At 47.6% G+C, this 20,131-nt stretch carries 17 protein-coding genes, 3 pseudogenes and 1 CRISPR repeat array; of the genes and pseudogenes, 10 read left to right on the forward strand and 10 right to left on the reverse strand.

The window, feature by feature from the left end; genetic code table 11:
* The first annotated feature begins 25 nt into the window (after window positions 1-25).
* The 5 genes from ACUZ8J_RS12345 (at window position 26) to ACUZ8J_RS12365 (ending at window position 5,398) form a co-directional block, all read left to right on the forward strand.
* Window positions 26-871: an enoyl-CoA hydratase-related protein gene (locus ACUZ8J_RS12345; RefSeq protein WP_144346045.1), complete on the forward strand. Its 846-nt coding sequence runs from the start codon at window positions 26-28 to the stop codon at window positions 869-871.
* Window positions 871-2,910 (forward strand): acetyl/propionyl/methylcrotonyl-CoA carboxylase subunit alpha, encoded by a 2,040-nt coding sequence (locus ACUZ8J_RS12350; protein WP_446693975.1) that lies wholly within the window; start codon window positions 871-873, stop codon window positions 2,908-2,910. Before ACUZ8J_RS12345 ends, ACUZ8J_RS12350 begins: the two co-directional genes overlap by 1 nt.
* Entirely contained in the window at window positions 2,911-3,858 is a 948-nt protein-coding gene (locus tag ACUZ8J_RS12355) for a hydroxymethylglutaryl-CoA lyase (RefSeq protein WP_446693976.1), read from the forward strand.
* 68 nt (window positions 3,859-3,926) lie between these two features.
* On the forward strand, window positions 3,927-4,631 hold the full coding sequence (locus ACUZ8J_RS12360) for a CoA transferase subunit A (protein WP_011623088.1): 705 nt from the start codon (window positions 3,927-3,929) through the stop codon (window positions 4,629-4,631).
* 110 nt (window positions 4,632-4,741) lie between these two features.
* The gene (locus ACUZ8J_RS12365; protein WP_011623089.1) at window positions 4,742-5,398 is read left to right on the forward strand and encodes a 3-oxoacid CoA-transferase subunit B; all 657 of its coding nucleotides are present in this window, start codon (window positions 4,742-4,744) and stop codon (window positions 5,396-5,398) included.
* 406 nt (window positions 5,399-5,804) lie between these two features.
* Window positions 5,805-7,452: a CRISPR direct-repeat array (repeat unit 28 nt; unit sequence TTTCTAAGCCGCGTATTCGGCGGTGAAC).
* A 159-nt stretch (window positions 7,453-7,611) separates the two neighbouring features.
* On the opposite strand, the pseudogene nucC (ACUZ8J_RS12370) reads toward ACUZ8J_RS12365, so the two are convergent.
* The 10 genes and pseudogenes from nucC (ACUZ8J_RS12370) to cas6f form a co-directional block, all read right to left on the reverse strand.
* Window positions 7,612-7,806 (reverse strand): annotated as a pseudogene (gene nucC, locus ACUZ8J_RS12370) (CRISPR-associated endodeoxyribonuclease NucC); the annotation flags it as partial.
* Between the two features lie 3 nt (window positions 7,807-7,809).
* Window positions 7,810-9,018 (reverse strand): IS4-like element ISVsa5 family transposase, encoded by a 1,209-nt coding sequence (locus ACUZ8J_RS12375; RefSeq protein ID WP_001352368.1) that lies wholly within the window; start codon window positions 9,016-9,018, stop codon window positions 7,810-7,812.
* Window positions 9,019-9,093: 75 nt separating this feature from the next.
* A pseudogene (gene nucC, locus ACUZ8J_RS12380) lies at window positions 9,094-9,672 on the reverse strand (CRISPR-associated endodeoxyribonuclease NucC); the annotation flags it as partial.
* 1 nt (window position 9,673) lies between these two features.
* A complete protein-coding gene (gene cmr6, locus ACUZ8J_RS12385; RefSeq protein ID WP_446693977.1) occupies window positions 9,674-10,810 on the reverse strand; it encodes a type III-B CRISPR module RAMP protein Cmr6 in 1,137 nt (378 codons plus the stop codon).
* The gene (gene cmr5, locus ACUZ8J_RS12390) at window positions 10,807-11,232 is read right to left on the reverse strand and encodes a type III-B CRISPR module-associated protein Cmr5 (protein WP_446693978.1); all 426 of its coding nucleotides are present in this window, start codon (window positions 11,230-11,232) and stop codon (window positions 10,807-10,809) included. Before cmr5 ends, cmr6 begins: the two co-directional genes overlap by 4 nt.
* 3 nt (window positions 11,233-11,235) lie before the next feature.
* The gene (gene cmr4 / locus ACUZ8J_RS12395; RefSeq protein ID WP_446693979.1) at window positions 11,236-12,114 is read right to left on the reverse strand and encodes a type III-B CRISPR module RAMP protein Cmr4; all 879 of its coding nucleotides are present in this window, start codon (window positions 12,112-12,114) and stop codon (window positions 11,236-11,238) included.
* Between the two features lie 23 nt (window positions 12,115-12,137).
* Entirely contained in the window at window positions 12,138-13,298 is a 1,161-nt protein-coding gene (locus ACUZ8J_RS12400; protein WP_446693980.1) for a type III-B CRISPR module-associated protein Cmr3, read from the reverse strand.
* A 2-nt stretch (window positions 13,299-13,300) separates the two neighbouring features.
* On the reverse strand, window positions 13,301-15,121 hold the full coding sequence (gene cas10 / locus ACUZ8J_RS12405; protein WP_446693981.1) for a type III-B CRISPR-associated protein Cas10/Cmr2: 1,821 nt from the start codon (window positions 15,119-15,121) through the stop codon (window positions 13,301-13,303).
* Window positions 15,121-16,320, reverse strand: a complete 1,200-nt coding sequence (gene cmr1 / locus ACUZ8J_RS12410) for a type III-B CRISPR module RAMP protein Cmr1 (RefSeq protein WP_446693982.1) — start codon at window positions 16,318-16,320, stop codon at window positions 15,121-15,123. The genes cas10 and cmr1 overlap by 1 nt, the downstream gene beginning before the upstream one ends.
* A gap of 25 nt (window positions 16,321-16,345) precedes the next feature.
* Window positions 16,346-16,903 carry a type I-F CRISPR-associated endoribonuclease Cas6/Csy4 gene (gene cas6f / locus ACUZ8J_RS12415; protein ID WP_446693983.1) on the reverse strand — a complete coding sequence of 186 codons (558 nt, stop codon included), beginning with the start codon at window positions 16,901-16,903 and terminating at the stop codon, window positions 16,346-16,348.
* Window positions 16,904-17,360: 457 nt separating this feature from the next.
* Between cas6f and ACUZ8J_RS12420 the strand changes: the two genes are divergently transcribed.
* The 5 genes and pseudogenes from ACUZ8J_RS12420 to ACUZ8J_RS12440 all read left to right on the forward strand — a co-directional run.
* The gene (locus ACUZ8J_RS12420; protein ID WP_446693984.1) at window positions 17,361-17,963 is read left to right on the forward strand and encodes a DJ-1/PfpI family protein; all 603 of its coding nucleotides are present in this window, start codon (window positions 17,361-17,363) and stop codon (window positions 17,961-17,963) included.
* A gap of 31 nt (window positions 17,964-17,994) precedes the next feature.
* The gene (locus ACUZ8J_RS12425) at window positions 17,995-18,306 is read left to right on the forward strand and encodes a cytoplasmic protein (protein WP_374917023.1); all 312 of its coding nucleotides are present in this window, start codon (window positions 17,995-17,997) and stop codon (window positions 18,304-18,306) included.
* A 225-nt stretch (window positions 18,307-18,531) separates the two neighbouring features.
* Entirely contained in the window at window positions 18,532-19,287 is a 756-nt protein-coding gene (locus tag ACUZ8J_RS12430; protein ID WP_446693985.1) for a sulfite exporter TauE/SafE family protein, read from the forward strand.
* 101 nt (window positions 19,288-19,388) lie between these two features.
* Window positions 19,389-19,616 (forward strand): hypothetical protein, encoded by a 228-nt coding sequence (locus tag ACUZ8J_RS12435; protein ID WP_446693986.1) that lies wholly within the window; start codon window positions 19,389-19,391, stop codon window positions 19,614-19,616.
* Window positions 19,617-19,857: 241 nt separating this feature from the next.
* Window positions 19,858-20,109, forward strand: a pseudogene (locus tag ACUZ8J_RS12440) (GNAT family N-acetyltransferase); the annotation flags it as partial.
* Window positions 20,110-20,131: the final 22 nt, after the last annotated feature.

Here is a 20,131-nt window from a genome sequence, read left to right on the forward strand (position 1 = left end):
GGGAATTACTATGACGGGAATAATAATGACTGACACACAACACCAGAACACTAGCACTCAATCCTTAGCTCATTTGCAGCACGTCAGCTATGCGCTGAATAATGGCGTGGGCGAGTTAATCCTTAACCGCGCTGAAGTGCACAACGCCTTCGATGAGGTGATGATCAGCGAAATGATCGCTGTCCTCGGTTATTTTGCCGAGCACAAAGACTGCAAACTCTTGGTATTGAAAGCCAATGGCAAAAACTTCAGCGCAGGCGCCGACTTAAACTGGATGCGTAAACAAGCCAAGATGGATTTTGAGCAAAACCTGAATGACGCCAAGGCGCTGGCCAAGCTGATGCAGGATTTAGATACCTTTCCAAAACCCACTATCGCCTTAGTCCAAGGTGCGGCCTTTGGCGGCGCGCTTGGGTTAATTTGCGCCAGTGATATTGCCATCGCCACCGAGCGCGCAAGCTTCTGCTTAAGCGAAGTCAAACTAGGGCTTATCCCTGCGGTGATTAGCCCCTACGTTGCCCGCGCCATGGGCAATCGCGCCTCACGCCGCTATATGCTGACCGCGGAGCGTTTTGATGCGCAAACGGCGCTCAAACTCAATGTTATCCATGAGATAAACGACGATTTAGCGGCCGCAGCCCAACCCATTATCACCGCGCTGCTCGCCAACAGTCCGCAGGGAATGGCATGGGTGAAGACCCTACTCGCCCGCCTCGAAGATGGCGTGATAGACCAAGATACGATTGATTACACCAGCGAGCGCATCGCCCGCATTCGGGTATCTGATGAAGGCCAAGAAGGTTTAAACGCCTTTTTTGAGAAACGTCAGCCGAACTGGCACACGCCAACAGATACTCAAGGAGTTCTTTGATGTTGACTAACAGCATGTTCACTAAGCTTTTAATTGCTAACCGTGGTGAAATTGCCTGCCGCATTATCAAAACCGCGCAGGCCATGGGCGTTCGCACCGTAGCCTTATATTCCGATGCCGATAAAAATGCCCGCCATGTTGCCATGGCCGACGAATCGTTTTACTTAGGTGGCAGCGCCCCGGCGGATTCTTACTTGAAGGGCGACTTGATTATTGAAATCGCCAAAAAAGCTCAGGCGCAAGCCATTCACCCAGGCTATGGCTTCTTATCGGAAAACGCCGACTTTGCCCGCAAGTGTGAGGCGGCCGGAATAGTATTTGTTGGCCCAGGCAGCGATGCCATCGATGCCATGGGCAGCAAGAGCGCGGCCAAAGCCATTATGACGGCGGCGCAAGTGCCTTTAGTGCCGGGTTACCATGGTGACGATCAAACCGATGCCACCCTCAAGACCGAAGCCTTAAAAATCGGCTTCCCGATGCTGATTAAAGCCGCCTACGGTGGCGGTGGCAAAGGCATGCGTATCGTTGAGCATGAAGGCGAAATCATGGACGCCATCAACTCGGCGCGCCGTGAAGCGGCCTCCTCCTTCGGTAACGATAAGTTATTGATGGAGCGTTATTTACGCCAGCCTCGCCATGTCGAAGTGCAAGTGTTTGCCGATACCTTTGGCAATGCAATTTACTTATCGGATCGCGACTGCTCGATTCAGCGCCGCCATCAAAAAGTGGTCGAAGAAGCGCCAGCACCCGGTTTAAGCGATGAACTGCGCGCCCAAATGGGTGAAGCCGCCGTCGCTGCCGCCAAGGCCATCGATTATGTCGGTGCGGGAACCGTTGAATTCCTGTTAGATACCGACAATAGCTTCTACTTTATGGAGATGAATACTCGTCTGCAGGTAGAGCATCCGGTGACCGAAATGGTGACGGGCCAAGACTTAGTCAAATGGCAGTTAATGGTCGCCAGTGGTCAGCCTTTACCGCTCAAACAGGACGAAGTGCGTATCCATGGACACGCCTTTGAGGTGCGTATTTACGCCGAAGATCCGCAAAATGAGTTTTTACCCGCCAGCGGTAAGCTCAATTTCCTGCGCGAGCCCGAGCAAAGCAAATACGTGCGTATCGACTCCGGCATCCGTGAAAACGATGTGATCAGTAATTTCTACGATCCTATGATAGCCAAGCTCATAGTTTGGGATGAGTCGCGTCCGCGCGCGCTACAGCGCCTAGTGCATGCCCTCGAGTCCTACCAAATCAGCGGGCTTAAGCACAATATTGAATTTTTGGCCAATATTGCCGAGCATCCTGCCTTCGCTAAGGCGGATTTTAGCACCGACTTTATCAACCGTTACGGCGATGCGCTGATTGGCAGTGCTTCGAGCGAAACTGATACGGCTATCGCTTTTGCCGCGCTGTATCAAGTACTTGCCCGTAAAGAAGCCGCCAAGGCACAGGCCATTAATAGCGCCGATCCTTACTCGCCTTGGGGCCAAGTCAGTGGCTTTAGACTCAACAGTGTCAGCCAGCATACTATTGCCCTGCTCGACGATGCCCACGAGTTACAACAATTAGTGCTATTAGACTTTAGCGATCACTACCAATTATCCCAACCCGCGGCAGAGGGCCAAGTGAGCAAGTCCCTGAGTGGTGAGCTTAAGCAGGATTTACTGTTAGCCGAAATCAACGGCCATAAGAGTAAAGTGCCCGTCAGCGCTCAGGGCGATGATTTTACGCTGTTTTTACCCTCAGGCAGTTATCACTTCAGGGCGGTAAAAACCCAAGTGGTTGAGGCCGAATCCAGCAATGAAGATAAACTCAAGGCCCCGATGAACGGCACAGTTGTGACCCACTTAGTGGAAGTCGGTGCTGAGGTGAAGGCGGGACAAGGGCTACTGGTGATGGAAGCGATGAAGATGGAATACACCATCGAAGCGCCCTTCGACGGTATTGTTACCGAGTTCTACTTCAAGGCAGGCGAGTTAGTGAGCGATGGCGCCGTGCTGCTCCATGTTGAGCCCAAAGCCCAGAGCGAGGAAGCCTAAATGTCTGCGCTGGATCTTACGAACTTAAGCTCGACCTCGGTAAGCGCCAGCTCGGATAGGGTTAGCTTATTCGAGATGGGGCCACGTGATGGCTTGCAGAATGAAGCCGCCGTCCCAACACAGGCCAAAGTCGCCTTGATTGAATCCCTCGCCGATGCGGGCGTGAAGCGAATTGAAGCAGGCAGCTTTGTGTCACCCAAATGGGTGCCACAAATGGCCGATAGTGGCGAAGTATTGCGCCAAATTCGCCGTCAAGCGGGCGTGGTTTACAGCGCCCTCACCCCCAATGTCAAAGGCTTAGAGCTGGCGCTGGATGCAAAAGCTTCCGAAGTCGCTATCTTTGGTGCGGCGTCACAAAGCTTTAGTCAGCGCAATATCAACTGTTCGATTGAAGAGTCGATTGAACGCTTTATCCCGTTGATGGACATGGCAAAAGCAGCCAACATCCCAGTGCGTGGCTATGTGTCCTGCGTTTTAGGTTGCCCCTATGAAGGGGAAATCGCGGCGAGCGAAGTGGCAAGAGTGTCTGAAATCCTTTACAAAATGGGCTGTTACGAAATTTCGCTCGGCGACACTATCGGTGTAGGCACGCCGTTAAAAGCCCGTAAAATGCTGCAGGCCGTGATGGAGCGAGTCCCGGTTGATAAGCTCGCCCTGCACTTCCACGACACCTATGGCCAAGCATTAGCCAATATTACCGCCTGCCTCGACTTAGGTGTGCGCAGCTTTGATGCCTCAGTGGCGGGCCTAGGTGGTTGTCCGTATGCGAAAGGCGCGTCGGGCAATCTGGCGAGTGAAGACTTGGTCTATATGCTCCACGGACTCGGTTTGAAGACGGGTATCGATTTAGAAAAACTGGCATTAGCGGGTTTTGGGATCAGCAAACAATTAAATCGTCTTAATGGCTCTAAAGTCGCCAATGCAATCTTGCAGGGCGCTAAAGCCTAGACTCAAGCGTCGAGGCGCTAAACATACCTAGCGCCTTGGGGACTGAATAACAGTAAAAGGACATCAAAATGGCAGGACTCAATAAAGTCGTCAGCAGCTATGAAGAAGCGTTAGCAGGTTTATCCGATGATATGACCATTATGGTTGGCGGTTTTGGCCTGTGTGGTATTCCTGAAGGCTTAATCAATCAAATGGTTAAGATGGGCGTTAAGGGCTTAACCGCCATTTCAAACAACGCTGGTGTGGATGATTTCGGTCTGGGCTTATTGTTAAAACATCGCCAGATTTCGACCATGATCGCCTCCTACGTAGGTGAGAACGCCACTTTCGAACAGCAAATGCTCTCGGGCGAACTCAATGTGATTTTAACGCCGCAGGGCACGCTGGCGGAAAAAATCCGCGCGGGCGGCGCCGGTATTCCGGCGTTTTTCACCGCCACAGGCTACGGTACCCCCGTGGCGGAAGGCAAAGAAACCCGTGAAATCAAAGGCCGTCATTATGTGTTAGAAGAGTCTCTGACCGCCGATTTTGCCCTAGTTCGCGCTTGGAAGGCCGATACTATGGGTAACTTAGTGTTCCGCAAAACCGCCGCCAACTTTAACCCTATGATGGCAACTGCGGGCAAAATCACAGTAGTGGAAGCCGAGTTTATTGTGGAGCCGGGCGAGCTCGATCCTGATCATATCCATACTCCCGGCATTTATGTTGATCGCGTCATCCAAGGCAAGTTCGAGAAACGTATCGAGCAGCGCACGGTAAAAGCGGCGAAATAAGAAGCGCGGAACGATTAACTACGCAAGCTAAAGCGACAGAGTCTAAGCCCTAAATAAAGACCGAAAAATTGAGGCCAATAGCGACTCTAGGTAAAGGAAGGATAAAGATCATGGCATTATCAAGAGAACAACTGGCACAGCGCGTTGCCAAAGAATTACAAGACGGCTACTACGTCAACCTCGGTATTGGTATTCCCACGCTCGTGGCCAACTACATTCCCGCAGGCATGGAAGTGATGCTGCAATCGGAAAACGGCCTGCTCGGCATGGGTGAATTTCCGACGGAAGAAACCATAGATCCGGATTTAATCAACGCCGGTAAACAAACCGTCACCGCGGTAAAAGGTGCCTCGTTTTTCTCCTCCGCCGAAAGCTTTGCCATGATCCGTGGCGGCCATGTGGACTTAACCGTACTCGGCGCCTTTGAGGTCGATGTGAATGGTTCTATCGCCTCATGGATGATCCCAGGCAAGCTCATCAAGGGCATGGGCGGCGCAATGGATTTAGTGGCGGGTGCGGAAAATATCATCGTGACTATGATGCACGCCGATAAGTACGGTAACTCTAAGCTGTTACCCGTGTGCGAATTGCCCCTCACAGGTTACGGCTGTATCAAACGTGTTGTTACCGATTTAGCCTTTATCGAGATTAAAGACGGCGCCTTCCATCTGTTAGAGCGCGCCCCCGGTGTCAGCGTTGAAGAAATTGTCAGCAAAACCGCTGGCAAATTAATCGTGCCAGACCATGTACCAGAGATGGTGTTTTAAGCACACCCTAACGTGTGATAGTAATTTCTGTACTCAAAGAGCTTGATACTAAAGATTGTTTGAAACTGTAGCTAAAGTTTGATGTGATAAAAGCCCAGAATATAATTCTGGGCTTTTTGTTACTGTGTTTAAACCAAGTGTGAAGCTCAGTGCAACAGCACTTATGCTCTGGCGACACGCCGTAAACCCATCCTTGGGGGCTCAACGAAAAAGTCCCTTTTTTCGATGGTCGCCAACGCATCAGCGCTGTTTGCCTGTGAAGTCCAACATATTCCCCTGCATTCCCTTCTATCCCAGCATCTATTTGTCATCCCCGCGAAAGCGGGAACCGTTAGTAAAATTGACACTTACTTGCCGCGTATTCGGTGGTGAACAGGATGTTTCTTTGATTGTAGGAACCCGTTATTTTCTAAGCCGCGTATTCGGCGGTGAACCCCATTTCAACTACGCCGCTAGTAATTAAAAATTTCTAAGCCGCGTATTCGGCGGTGAACAAGTATTATGTTGAGGAATTACTTCCGTTGATTTTCTAAGCCGCGTATTCGGCGGTGAACCCAACAGAAAAACCCGCATCCATCCACGATTCTTTCTAAGCCGCGTATTCGGCGGTGAACTTTACTTGAACGTAAAGAAAAAGCCTGCATCTTTTCTAAGCCGCGTATTCGGCGGTGAACGTGGCGGTCTCGTACTGCTGCCATGTTTGAGTTTTCTAAGCCGCGTATTCGGCGGTGAACTGTGTGTTGCAGGAGCTGGATGTCTTTATTTATTTCTAAGCCGCGTATTCGGCGGTGAACGAGACTCGGTTAGCGCGTTGGGAGCATTTTGCTTTCTAAGCCGCGTATTCGGCGGTGAACTTAGGTCAGCAAGAACGTGGTGATTACGAGGATTTCTAAGCCGCGTATTCGGCGGTGAACTTGAGCAACGTATGCTTGAGGAAGCCCGTAAATTTCTAAGCCGCGTATTCGGCGGTGAACAACTTTAAACGTTATATCTATGATGGTAGTGATTTCTAAGCCGCGTATTCGGCGGTGAACTTAACAGGCTTTAGCGACAAGCTTGGCGCAATTTTCTAAGCCGCGTATTCGGCGGTGAACCTATGGCATTGCCACTGGCCGCAAAGAAGGCGTTTCTAAGCCGCGTATTCGGCGGTGAACGGAAGACAACGCTTATGGCTAGAACAGTTTATTTTCTAAGCCGCGTATTCGGCGGTGAACGAGCAGCTGCGCTATCCCAAGGTGCGAATTAATTTCTAAACCGCGTATTCGGCGGTGAACTACCTCGATAACTTTGCCAAGGCAGGATTTGTTTTCTAAGCCGCGTATTCGGCGGTGAACCTGGTGGGGGCTAGTACAGGCAAGTTTGATGATTTCTAAGCCGCGTATTCGGCGGTGAACAGGCTGCTTCTTTTCTTTGCGCACGTTTTCAATTTCTAAGCCGCGTATTCGGCGGTGAACACAAAGGCGTTATCTCTCCGGTAAAACCTTCATTTCTAAGCCGCGTATTCGGCGGTGAACATAGACCGCATAGCCCAAAAGACCGCATTAGATTTCTAAGCCGCGTATTCGGCGGTGAACTATCGCCATGCTGCGGGTGATTGGGGGGATATTTTCTAAGCCGCGTATTCGGCGGTGAACTATTCACCCACGGCGTTTATAGCCTGTTTGCTTTTCTAAGCCGCGTATTCGGCGGTGAACCATAGTAAAAACCTCTGACCCTGATTTTGACCTTTCTAAGCCGCGTATTCGGCGGTGAACGCGCGGTATTACGACACTTTGACGCTTGAACATTTCTAAGCCGCGTATTCGGCGGTGAACTTACCCTCAATTTCTGTCTTTAAAACGGATAATTTCTAAGCCGCGTATTCGGCGGTGAACATATTAAGGTCGTCACTATTAGCGCGGCAAAATTTCTAAGCCGCGTATTCGGCGGTGAACCATTTATGCTTACTGCCGTGGATCTAATGCTATTTCTAAGCCGCGTATTCGGCGGTGAACAAAGAGCAGAGATTGGAGCTTTCTCACATAGTTTTCTAAGCCGCGTATTCGGCGGTGAACAATGGAAAAATCCCATTAAGCATTTGATTGTTAAAGAGCAATTAAGGTTTTCAGCAAAAATACCTTTATTTTTACGCCTAAGCGCTAAGCCGCGGTTTATCTGGGTTTGACGGTGATGCGAAAAAAGAAGGTATTTTTATGGTGCTCCTCACTTCGTCGCTATTCGAGCCATTTACCATAAGCATGAATATCGATCATGGGTACAGTACCGCACTTTTGTAGCTGCGATAACAACTCAAACAAAAATGCCGTAGTCGCTTTATTATGCTGCATGACTTGCATCCGCTGATGATCATTATCGTAATAAAAAAAGCAGTCATCGGCGGCACAGCCAATATTGAGCACTGAGAGATCCCCTCATAATTTCCCCAAAACGTAACCATGTGTGAATAGATTTTGAGTAAGCAGGGTTGCAGCCACGAGTGAGTCTTCCCTTGTTATTGTGTAGCCAGAATGCCGCAAAACTTCCATGCCTAAGCGAACTGTTGAGAGTACGTTTCGATTTCTGACTGTGTTAGCCTGGAAGTGCTTGTCCCAACCTTGTTTCTGAGCATGAACGCCCGCAAGCCAACATGTTAGTTGAAGCATCAGGGCGATTAGCAGCATGATATCAAAACGCTCTGAGCTGCTCGTTCGGCTATGGCGTAGGCCTAGTCCGTAGGCAGGACTTTTCAAGTCTCGGAAGGTTTCTTCAATCTGCATTCGCTTCGAATAGATATTAACAAGTTGTTTGGGTGTTCGAATTTCAACAGGTAAGTTAGTTGCTAGAATCCATGGCTCCTTTGCCGACGCTGAGTAGATTTTAGGTGACGGGTGGTGACAATGAGTCCGTGTCGAGCGCTGATTTTTTCGGCCTTTAGAGCGAGATTTATACAATAGAATTTGGCATGAGATTGGATTGCTTTTAGTCAGCCTCTTATAGCCTAAAGTCTTTGAGTGACTAGATGACATATCATGTAAGTTGCTGATAGGTTTCCAGTTTTCCGCTCCTAGGTCTGCATATTGTACTTTTCCTCTTACTCGACTTAACCAGTACCAACCCAGCTTCTCAACGGATTTATACCATGGCACTTTAAAGCCAGCATCACTGACAATGAGCGGTGTGGTGTTACTCGGTAGAATGCTCGCAAGGTCGGCTAGAAATTGGTCATGAGCTTTCTTTGAACATTGCTCTGAAAGCGGGAACGCTTTCTCATAAAGAGTAACAGAACGACCGTGTAGTGCGACTGAAGCTCGCAATACCATAAGCCGTTTTTGCTCACGGATATCAGACCAGTCAACAAGTACAATGGGCATCGTATTGCCCGAACAGATAAAGCTAGCATGCCAACGGTATACAGCGAGTCGCTCTTTGTGGAGGTGACGATTACCTAACAATCGGTCGATTCGTTTGATGTTATGTTTTGTTCTCGCTTTGGTTGGCAGGTTACGGCCAAGTTCGGTAAGAGTGAGAGTTTTACAGTCAAGTAAGGCGTGGCAAGCCAACGTTAAGCTGTTGAGTCGTTTTAAGTGTAATTCGGGGCAGAATTGGTAAAGAGAGTCGTGTAAAATATCGAGTTCGCACATTTTGTTGTCTGATTATTGATTTTTGGCGAAACCATTTGATCATATGACAAGATGTGTATCTACCTTAACTTAATGATTTTGATAAAAATCATTAGGGGATTCATCAGTATTGAGCATCCCTTTATCCGCTTTGTCATGATCGAGATGACCCATTAGCGTATCTGGTATTTTAAGCTCATTTTCAAGTGTTAATAATCCACCAATAATCCCGATAAGTTCTCTAGGTGAATGAACACCCCCCGCATGGGGAATTGGCAAGCTAGTTCGATGTAAAGCTCTCACGCTTGCTACTTTTTTACGCGCAGCATCAATATGTTGTTTATTTAATGTCTGCTTTACTTCAAAAACTGCGTAAACACTTTCTGCTGGGATGATCAACTGCTCAGCGTAGTGAAAAATAAACGGAGAATACTGACGATCATAAATCACCACATCAATTTGTTCGCTAAATTGGTTTTCACTATCAACCACAAAAGCTCTACTTGCACGATAGCGTTCCGGTAAATATTGGTTAAACAAATCCACCCATACATTTTCGGCACCATCACCCTTTACCACTGAATGCTTAAAGGATTTTCTGACTGTGGTTAGTTTGTGTTGTACGTCTGCATGTAAATTTTCAAGTAATTCTGACAGTTGCCAGTCTTGAGCCATGTTATTTACCCTTTAATTGCTGTAACCGTGTTTTCCGGATCAAATGATTAGGATTTTTCTTATTACTTGGTTCATAGCCGACTTGCTTAAGACATTCCGCTAATAACGTTCTGTCTTGTGTTGTCCACGTTTTTATCGCTGTATCAACCCAATTTTCAACTTTAAGTTGATATGCTGCATTATCTCTATGCTTAAGATAACCCGCCCTTAATTCCGCAATAATTTGAACTGGAGGCTTTGCTTGCTCGGCCTTAGCTGCCGCTTCCAATTGTTGCTCGTTTCGGCGTTGAGCTTCAGCTTGCCTGTGTTCACGTTCTTCTGGCGATAACCGTTTTTCATATTCATCCAAAAGCCTTTGCATTAACGCTGGGTCAACCTTCATATACCCATAACCAGCGGCAGTTTTTGCACCTATACCGTTATTTGCTAAGGCTTTTTCTAATAGGGTTTGGCAAAGCTCAATCGCTGCGGGCTCTCCTTCGAGCACAAATAAAAAACTGCCTTGTACGGCTAAGAGATGATTCGGGATCGGGCTGTCTTTATCAGATGGTTCCGCCTGAGTACCGTTGTAATAGGCTTGATGGTGTGTGGTAACGACATCGAGTACAAAGGGTTTATGCTCTTTTTTCGCAGGATCGGGGATCCACCACGCATCATGAAAAGTGACTAAGCCCGATACTCGATAAGGCTGCTCACTATCGGCGGTGCCAAACAGTTGTTCAAGTTCATCGCTATGCCCAGCCAAATGTTGATTTGCCCAAGCGCGAGCAATCCCTTTCACACTCGAACCCGGAATATACGGCATGCCATAATTACCGCTAAGGCTACAGCCGGTTTCTAATGCGCCTTGGCCCGTTAAACCAATCAGCAAACGGTTTTCTAGCGTCAGCGTCGATTGCTTAAACCGGTTAGCATCACTCGTTAGATCAAACCAACGGTTAAAGCCGTTGTTGTACTCAGGTGAAGCGGGCAGTTTTACGATTGTTTCTAAATGCGTTGTCTTCTTATTATCTGATTTATCGTCATGTTTTTTTTCTTGATTAGCTTCAAGCAGGCCTTTTTGCAGTAAAAGACTTGGATTGACGCTATCCGTCTGGCCATAAGCGGATTTTATTTGGCTGCGCACTAAGGCTGTCATAAGTTGGTCTCCGCAGGATGATGGTCATCATTCACCTCGCCTGTGGCATCAATCTTTAATACGCCTTGCACATAACGGCGCAACCAGCCTGCAATTTCCAGTGCTTCACGGGTCATACGCATGATTTGATGCAAATCCGATTGGATGATTGCCTCATGTAACGCCTCAGCATTGGCGATATTGGCAAGCTTGGCGTCCACCTGTTTAAACACAAGGACGAGATCCTCAAGCAATGCTTTGTGATGCTCTTCGCTTTTGGACAGTAAAAAACCTGTTGCCTGTGCTAAGCCATTTTGCAAAATCATGGTGGGTAATTTATGTGCGAGCGTGGCGTATTTTTTATTCTCTTCAATACTCTTGTCTTTACGGGAATTGATCTGCTTAAAAGCAGCAGTGGCCACAATTTGACTACGTGGTTGCATGTGTTATTCCCCTTTGGCCGACTGAGCAATAAACTGCACTAAGCCATTACCTGTGCCCATATTGCCGCCCATTTGCAGCAGAGGTTTGTTATTAATAATGTCGGTAAACCTAAGTCGCTTATCGCCATTTTGATCGTTCAAACGGGGGGCATCGACCGAGAACACACCCCATAAGATGCTTTCTGCGGGTAAGCTTTCTTCTGTCCATAATGCCCCATTATCAACGACGCCAGTCTCTTGATTAATTCGAATGCGGGTGCGAATTTCGGTGGCGGTTTCAGCCAGAAAGGAGAAAACCGTATCAGGCAATACGATGATGCGCTTGCTCATGTCGCTAAAGTAGGCGCTCTCTTTTGCATAAAGCGTTTGAGCAATGTAACCAGCCCATTGTTGGGTGTACTCACACTCTTGGGCTTTGAGATCTAAATCTTCTAGCACCATCAAGTTATCTTGATGATTTGGATTTCCTTTAGGATGCAAGGCTTGCTCATCGGCAGGTGCTGGAACCATTAAGTCTAATTTTCGATCTTTTTTATAGCGCTGCAAAATAAATGGACAAGTTGCATAGGCCAAAATACCGTAAACCGTTCGCACGGGTAGTAGCAACAAATGAGCATCGGTTATCGACAATGCCCCCGCAAAACTGGGCTCACCGTCTTGTTTGTCATAACCAAATAGTGACTGACTAAGCGTTGGTTTAACTTCTGTTTGTTCCGTATGACTAATGAAGGCTTTTAACACGCCACGAACCGTTGAGCCGGGGACAATCGGCAAATTAGAAGCTCGCTCGCGGGCAATAGGTTGATCGACAATGCCAACCGAATGGCCTGAGCCACAATGCAAAATGGTTTGACTGAATAAGTGATAAATATGAAACGACATAACATAGTCCTTTAAAAATAGCGTTAAAGAGTAAATTGATAGGCAGCAGGCAGCGCCAAACCAAAGCCGTTAAGGTTGCTTTGTGGGTCATCGCAAAAATGCGCTAACCAGAGCGAACGAATATCTTCATCCGTTGCTTCGCCTTCAATTTCAAACCAATACGTGGCTCCCGCGGGGATCATCTTTTGCGCAGCACGTGGCGTGTTATTTACTAAATCCCAACCTGATTGGGGGATCCAACGCTCTAATGCGGCGGCGCGTAACTTGACGGTTAGTCTTTGACAGCATGGTGGAGTGCCAATGAGCTCATCATTCAACCAGCTTGGCAACCAACCAAAGTTAAATAACACTGGCGTTAAAAAGGTCAGCGTGAACCCTTTAGCTTTTGTTATTGATTGCGCCAAATCACTGGGAAAAGAGGGCCATAAAGTACAAGCCTCAACCTCTGCTAAACGCCGCTCGCCGCCCAGATTAAGCAATGGCAAGGTTATGTCGCCGTCAATACCAGCCAAAATGCTTATGCAAGCGTCCGGGAATGGTTGATGATCAGCACGTTGCTGCCACATGCTTAGGCCTGTGGTTTGAAAAAGCTTGCCCGATTCCACATTGCGACTGTGATTATTAATAGCAATATGTGTGCGAATATCCGGCTCGGCAGGCATCCAACCGTTTTGGCAAATTCGCTCAAAACTGACCGACTGCCCTTTTCGCCATGCGGCTAAGTCGTTAAACGACCACCAGTTAGGGCCGGAAACTGGCTTGCCATCAGGTGCATTTTCAGCAAACAAGGGCAGCAAGCCATTGGGTAGATCGCAACCTTCACCTTCAGCAAACGCCATAGGTTTAGAACGTACTAAATGGGTGAGTTGAGTCTGTTGGTCATAAAAATACTGCACATCGGCAGGCTTAGGCACCAAGATATGTTCTTCGCTTGGGGCGTCGCCATTGATAGGCCGTTTAACCGCAAGCGGACCTGTGACGGCAAGTTTTAACAGCTCGTTATCTAGTTTCAGCAGCTTGTTGTCCAAAGTTTTTCCTGTGCTGCGAGCATGGATATTTCGCAGCGCCCCTGCAACCGTGGATGGTGGTGGAAAACGGGCAGCTTGTGCATCAGAGATTTCTTCAAATGGCCTGCCTGAGCGAATAATTAGAGGATCTTTAGGTTCAATAAGGTAATACAGCATGATTATTCTTCGCCTCCAATATCTGCGGTGGTTTTAGCACTCAGCCAGCGGGCTAGGATAAGTAGATTAGCAAGTTGCTCTAGTGAGTACCCTGATGCTTGGGCGCGAAGCTGCGATTTAAGCTTATCCAGAGCTGCCTTCTTTGACTCTTTAATTTGTTCAGGTGTCTTTCCTGATTGTTCAACACTTACATTAAATTCTGCTCGCGCTAACATTCGCTCGAGTTCACTTGCTCGAATGCCTGCTAACTCTTCTTGCCCAGTTGTCCACTTCAAATGAACTGCCATTTCTCGGACCTCTTGCATAATGCGAGTTGGCATCCAACCCTGTGCAAAAGCGTGAGTGAAATCGGTCAGCGCATTTAATGTCTCATCCTCCCAGCGACAACGCCAGGTGATCTCATGACCTGAACGAATGCCTAGATGTATGGCAAGTGCATTACGGGGCTTATGTTCATTATTACCTTTGGCGTGTTTTTCTGCCGCGATAGCCCGAGCACGCAGTTGGCGCATAGGTTGTACAAAATGACCAATGGCTAAGCCCACGGATAAGGTCGGATAAAGCGCTTCACTCAGTTTCAACTCGGCTGCAATAACCATCATCTTTTCTTTAAAATCATCGGCTAACTGTTTAGCACACGTCATTGCTTGAGCTAACGGCACAAAGGCTAATACATCATCACCACCCGCATAAATGGCATGCCCGCCGTGATCTTGTAGCGTTTTACGCACACTGGTCGCAAATTCATGTAGGGCTTTAGAAATCGCTTTTGATTGCTGTTTGCCTTCAGCCTTAGAAAGTAGCTCACCCATACGGTCGCCATCAGCTTTAAGCAAAACGCCGTAGGTCATTGGCGAGCCTGACTCTTTGCCAATAGTCGATAAACAGTCAAGCAGCGCCTTTTTTGTACCTTTTTCTAAGTCTTTTTCTTGCTCAATACGACTAGTAAACAAGTATTCGCCATCATACGGGAAAGCCTGATACCTATCCTCATTACCCTTAACGGTTGTGGCTAGGCCTGCTTTTACAAATGGCTGATAATTTGACTGAAGGGTATTGAGTTGTTCTGAGCTCAAAGAGGATAACCAAGGTTGCACGACCACACGCGAAAACGGTGTGAATTGTTCAAAATGCCCCGCGCTGCGTTTTACTAAGCCTAATATGTCTAGCTCTTCTCCTTGACTAAGTCGCAACTGATGCTGGTATTCTTTGTTATTGACTTGCTCTGTCAGAGTATTATTCGCCCCGTCTAACGTGGATTTAAACAAACCCGACTTTGTGTCTTGAATTGGTTTAAAGTCTTTGGTCTGCTTACGTGCGGCAAGCAACTTTCCCAAACGCTCCGAGGCTTTGCCATACTGGCCTGCCTCAAACTTCACCCACGCGGCATAAGTGTCGAGAATGCCGTTTTTTTGTTGCTCAAAACGCGCCCAGTCAATCGTAAAGCTCTCTAATTTTTTATGTCGTATAGTATCGAGAATCTGCATTAAACGCGCTTCGGCGGCCTGTTTCGCATTCTCTACAATGTCACGAACCTGACTAATATCATCGACCTGAATCACTGCCCGAACCACATTGGCAATATTTGCCTCTACTTCTATCTGGCTATCTGAATCGGGATCTTGTGGCTGTAGATCGATATCTGGATTCTTTGGGTTTGGAAAAATCAAACAATCGCTTTGTTCTTCGTGCAGCGACAATGCTACCGCGCGGGAGACTTCCGACAACAACCACGAGCCACACCATAAATCTTGGCTGCGCCGCCCTGCTTCAATCAAACTTTGCACGGGGCCAATACTGATGGCCACTAAATAATCAGTCATTATTGTCCCTTCTCAAAAAAATCTAAAAATGCCGAGAGTGGGTCATTGGCTCTTAACTGGCCATCTTTACCGACCATCGGTTTGATAATTTCTGCCAGCCTAGCTCGTTCGTTTTCGCTGGTTGGCCAATGGTTTGGAGCGCCATTCTTCGGGACAGGGCTTAATTCTAATGGTTCATTCAGAGCAGTTTTCCAATTGGGTAGCAATAAAGCAGCAGCTTGCCATTGAGCACCATTTTTGTAAGGACGAATAATCAACGGACTTGCCATACGTTGCGCGTCCTTTGGCAAGAGGGTCATAGTGCTAGGCTCGGTTCTACTTCGATCATTAAAATCAAAAATGATTGGCATGCCAAAAGCAGCTCTCGGAAATACATTTCCAGCTTTATGCTCAGGTTCGTGATTAGTTTTATGCTTATTGGACATTCGACGTAGTTGATCAGGCTCAGGCCAGCGACTGCGTCCTGGGCGATTTCCTTGTCCTTCATTCCGACCAAGTTCCCTGCCTTGCCGAAATTTATAAAGTAACTCTGTCGCCTTTTTCCACATGTCCTGAGCAGAGTCTGAAGATTGTTCTGTCAAGGCTATTTTCCCGCCAATCGTCTCAACCTCAGTTGCCTCAATGGTTTTAATCGAGTCAACAACCACAGCACCAAATCCACGCCGAGTTCTTGCGCCAACGCCACCAAACGATGCCCACCAACGTAAGGACTCTTTGACTTGCTTTATCTGATCAGAGGTAATGTCGTCTTTGTAGCGAATCTCAAGAACAAAGTTATAACCACTAGGTAAACAATAAGCTTCATCCGCCGCACCAAGCGCATATTTAACACCCGAACCAGCCAGCTTTTTCGAGCTAACCAAATTGCTCATAATGACATTTTTAGATATCACTCGAATTTGAACTTGGCTCGCTATGGCTGCCTTATCGCCAATCCCACCCCAAATGGCTTCTTCATTTTCTCGCATAACCTTAGGAGCTTTCGCCCCACAAGCAATACGCCACCAAAAACGTAGCTGCCCACGAATAGCACTGGCGCGAATGGGCATGGCAGTATCGACTTTCCCCGCCTCAACTCCACCACCATACATTGGTGTGACCAAGGTACAGTGATAAGTTATCCACTCGTTTTTTGAAGGCTCATTTTTTAGTTCATCACGCAAGCCATCAAGCAACTCACCCCTTATTTGTCTTCGCATATAACGACATTCTCCCTAAATCAAACTAAAACCAAGGCACTGTTGCCGTATTGCTTAAGCCATATTTTGAAAAGGCGCTCTCGGTTTGCTGTGGAGGACTGAGCGATTGCTTGATAAAGAGTCGAAATAATTGATGAGTCGATTGGCTTTTGATTTGCACAAAGGGGAAATCGAGTTGTTTTGATAAATCTTCGGGGATTTGTAGGCAGGCTACTTCATAACTAATTGAGCGTCGTTTCATGGCTCGACGACGTAAACTTTCTAGGTTGCTTTGCGCATGCACCCTTGAAACTAGGCAATGCTGACTGGTGTTTGGAACAACTAAAATGTCAGAAACCTGCGCATAGTCACTTAGTCCTTTTCGCCATGTTAGTTGCTCTAGCCTTTCTAACGCGGCTCGACTTCCATGTATCCTTAGGTGTTGGCCTAGGCATTTGCTAGACATTGCAGGGAAACTAATGCCTATATCCCCTTGAGAAACGTCAACCAAGGCTCGATGCAATTTGCTAAACAACGCATTCATCAGTATGGGGGCCGAAAACTCGGGATCCTCCATGAGTTTAATATCCAAATAATGATCCATAACACTCCCTAGCTTTTCGGCGGTACATCCTCTATCGCAAAAATATTGTTCGAGTAAAATTCACCGTTCCCAGTAAAACAACAGTCTTGCACTAATGTAGTTGATACGATTACATATTTTTGCTCAATGAGCTAGCAGCATATGCATATCTGTGTCACAAATTATCGAGACTTATCAATGACCTTATGTTATTCCCAGTGTATTCAACCCAGCTTCGCAAATTGTCCAGCCGTTTTACATGCGATAAAACTACAGTTAGCCATCTTAAGCACATTTGCGGTAATCTTGGCCCGGCCTAAATAGTAAGGATGCTCAAGTTGTTAGCTAAATATCTTAATAAACGCAGTCACAAACATATGGGTGATTATGTTGCAACGACAGGGAGCGGCGGATTGAAGATGCGGCCGATGACGTGTTAACCCTCACATTAACCAGAATACAAACGAGAGGACAAAGGATGTACCAGATTGCGATTGTGATATTTGATGAATTTACCGATATCGATTTCTTTTTAATGCGCGATATTCTCGGCCGCACAACAACCGATTGGACTGTCAAAGTGCTAGGCACCAAACCTAGCCACAGATCGAGTTTGGGGATGACGGTAGAAACCCATGGTCATGTCGCGCAAGTCGCTGATGCTGACGTGGTATTATTCAGCAGTGGCTACAAAGGTGTACCTGCCGCACTTGCGGATCCTGAGTTTATGTCGGCCCTTAAATTAGATCCCGCACGGCAATTGCTTGGCAGTATTTGTGCGGGCTCATTCTTCTTTGCGAAGTTAGGCCTACTCGACAATATCTCAGCAACAACTCACCCCGATGCCAAAGCCGCATTAGTGGCCATGGGTGTGGAGGTGGAAGACTGCGCTCTGGTGATCAATGGCAATATTGCCACTGCGGGAGGTTGCCTGTCCTCACTCTATTTAACGGGTTGGGTAGCGGAGCGTTTATTTGACAGTACAAAGCGCCGCGAAATTCATCGGCAACTGATCCCCGCAGGCCAAGCCGATGTGTTTGAAGCTTTAATCGAATCCTCGATTACCTCAGCCATTCGCTAACATAGCGCCTCAGGATAAAAGGCCTTCAATAATGACACTCAAAGCGCTACTCAATCAGTTAAAAACCGAACACAAGCTCACCAGCGTAGCCGAACTTGCGGCGCTATTGGCGCAAGATGAAGCGCTAGTCCAGCAGATCAAACAAGCGGATGCGCAGTATTGGGTCAACTTTAGCAAGCAGACCTTTGATGGTTGGTACTGCATCGCTACGCCATCGAATGCCAGCTACCATGTGTACTATCAAGAGCGTGGGCAACATTGCTGGGGAGAAGAGGTATTTAGCGATCAATACTTGGCCATAGCCACCGCGATATTTGCTTCAGGACTGTTCCATGCTGAATAAATACATCAGTGCTAAGTCTTAATAATATTTGATAAATCTAGCGGCATAACAATTAATGCCAAGGCTTTATGCCTAAACCCGATTCAAACCCCGTAACAAAGCCATCAATCTGCCGCCACTTACTATATTGATGGCTTTTCATCTAAATCACTTACTGTTAAGGTGATGTTTTTATAAGCAATTGACGTTCAACTTCTACACGTCAATGGCTGCGGAGCATTCACTATGGATTGGTTACTGATCGCCCTCGCAGGCTTGCTCGGCGGCATGTTAAATGCGGTGGCGGGTGGTGGCAGCTTTATCACCTTATTTGCCCTTGTGTTTGTGGGCGTACCGCCACTGTTGGCTAACGCGACGGGCACTGCCGCGCTGCTCCCCGGCTACCTTGCCAGTGCCTGGCGTTTTCGAAAAGAGATTGAATATCCTGCAAATCTTAACCTAAAAACCCTGTGCCTGATCGCCATTGCGGGCGGATGCCTAGGCGCGGCGATTCTGCTAAGCACCAGCGAGCAAGTGTTTGCTTATCTCGTCCCTTGGCTGATTTTGCTGGCCACACTCGCCTTTATTGGTGGACCTTGGTTACTGAAAAAACGCTTAGCGAATGCCAGCATCACCCGAGTGAATACCGTCAAGCCACTGACTGCAATGATGATTCTGAGTCTCGTCTGTATTTATGGTGGCTATTTTAACGGGGGATTAGGGATTATTTTACTCGCCACCTTTGGGTTACTCGGCCAAACCCAATTACATGGGATGAACGGGCTTAAGAATTTACTCTCCGCCTTACTCACCACCATTGCCGTGGTGATTTACGCCCTAGGTAATCTGATTGACGGGCAATATCTGTTACTGCTTGCCATTATGGCGATTATTGGCGGCTATCTTGGCGCCGCGCTAGCTTATCGCATTCCCCAATCTCTGTTGCGGGGTTTTATTGTGCTTGTCGGTTTCGCCATGAGTGTGGGATTTTTTATGCGTTAACGCCTTTGCGTTAGCCTAAAATATGTCAACCTCAAGAGTCATGTATTGGCAGAATACCTGCTTAATAGAAATCTAGGTACTGGATAACACAAGGAAGCATGATGGGCTTTATTGCAATTAGACAAGCACAGATAACAGACCTTAACGCCATGGCTAACTTACTGCTGCAGCTGGGTTACAGTGCCAGCGAGGCGCAATTACAGCAGTATCTCGATGCACCTAAAAGATCGGATGAAATCTATCTCGCCGACTCTGAGGGAGTCGTGGTTGGGTTGATAAGTATAGGGCGTGTTGGCGTTTCAGGGTTATTTTTGCAGCTATTTGGCTGACGTTTATGCAAGGCAAAGTCCGTGTAGTGTAGTTATTCTACATAAACGGACGATAACGCGGCAGAAACGCCAGCCAAATGCTGCCCGAAGGGTTCGCCTGGCAAGCACTTGCTCTTACTTTCAGTCATAAGAGCCGCTCGTCATTTGAGTAGAATAACTACACATCATTCCTCGTTTCGCGAACACGAGCTTGCCAGAGCGAACAAAATCTAATCTCGAAACGTCAACACGCCCTAATCTTTTTGATTATTTTCCCTCACAGCAGCAAATCTGCCGCATTACCGCCTTAGTGGTGGCTCAAGCGAGTCGCGGTTTAGGCGTGGGTACGCAACTGATTGACTTTGCTAAAGACAGAGCAAGTGAGCGGGGTTGTCGCCAGCTTGAGGTCACCACCTCTATGCGCCGCGAGCAGACCCAAGCCTACTATGAGTCCGTTGGCTTTGAGAAAACCTCCTTTCGCTATATTCAAGCCGTTGACGTTACCCCAAAGTGATTTAGCCCAAATAAAATAGGCG

The sequence above is a fragment of the Shewanella sp. Koi 1 genome (genome assembly GCF_052907445.1).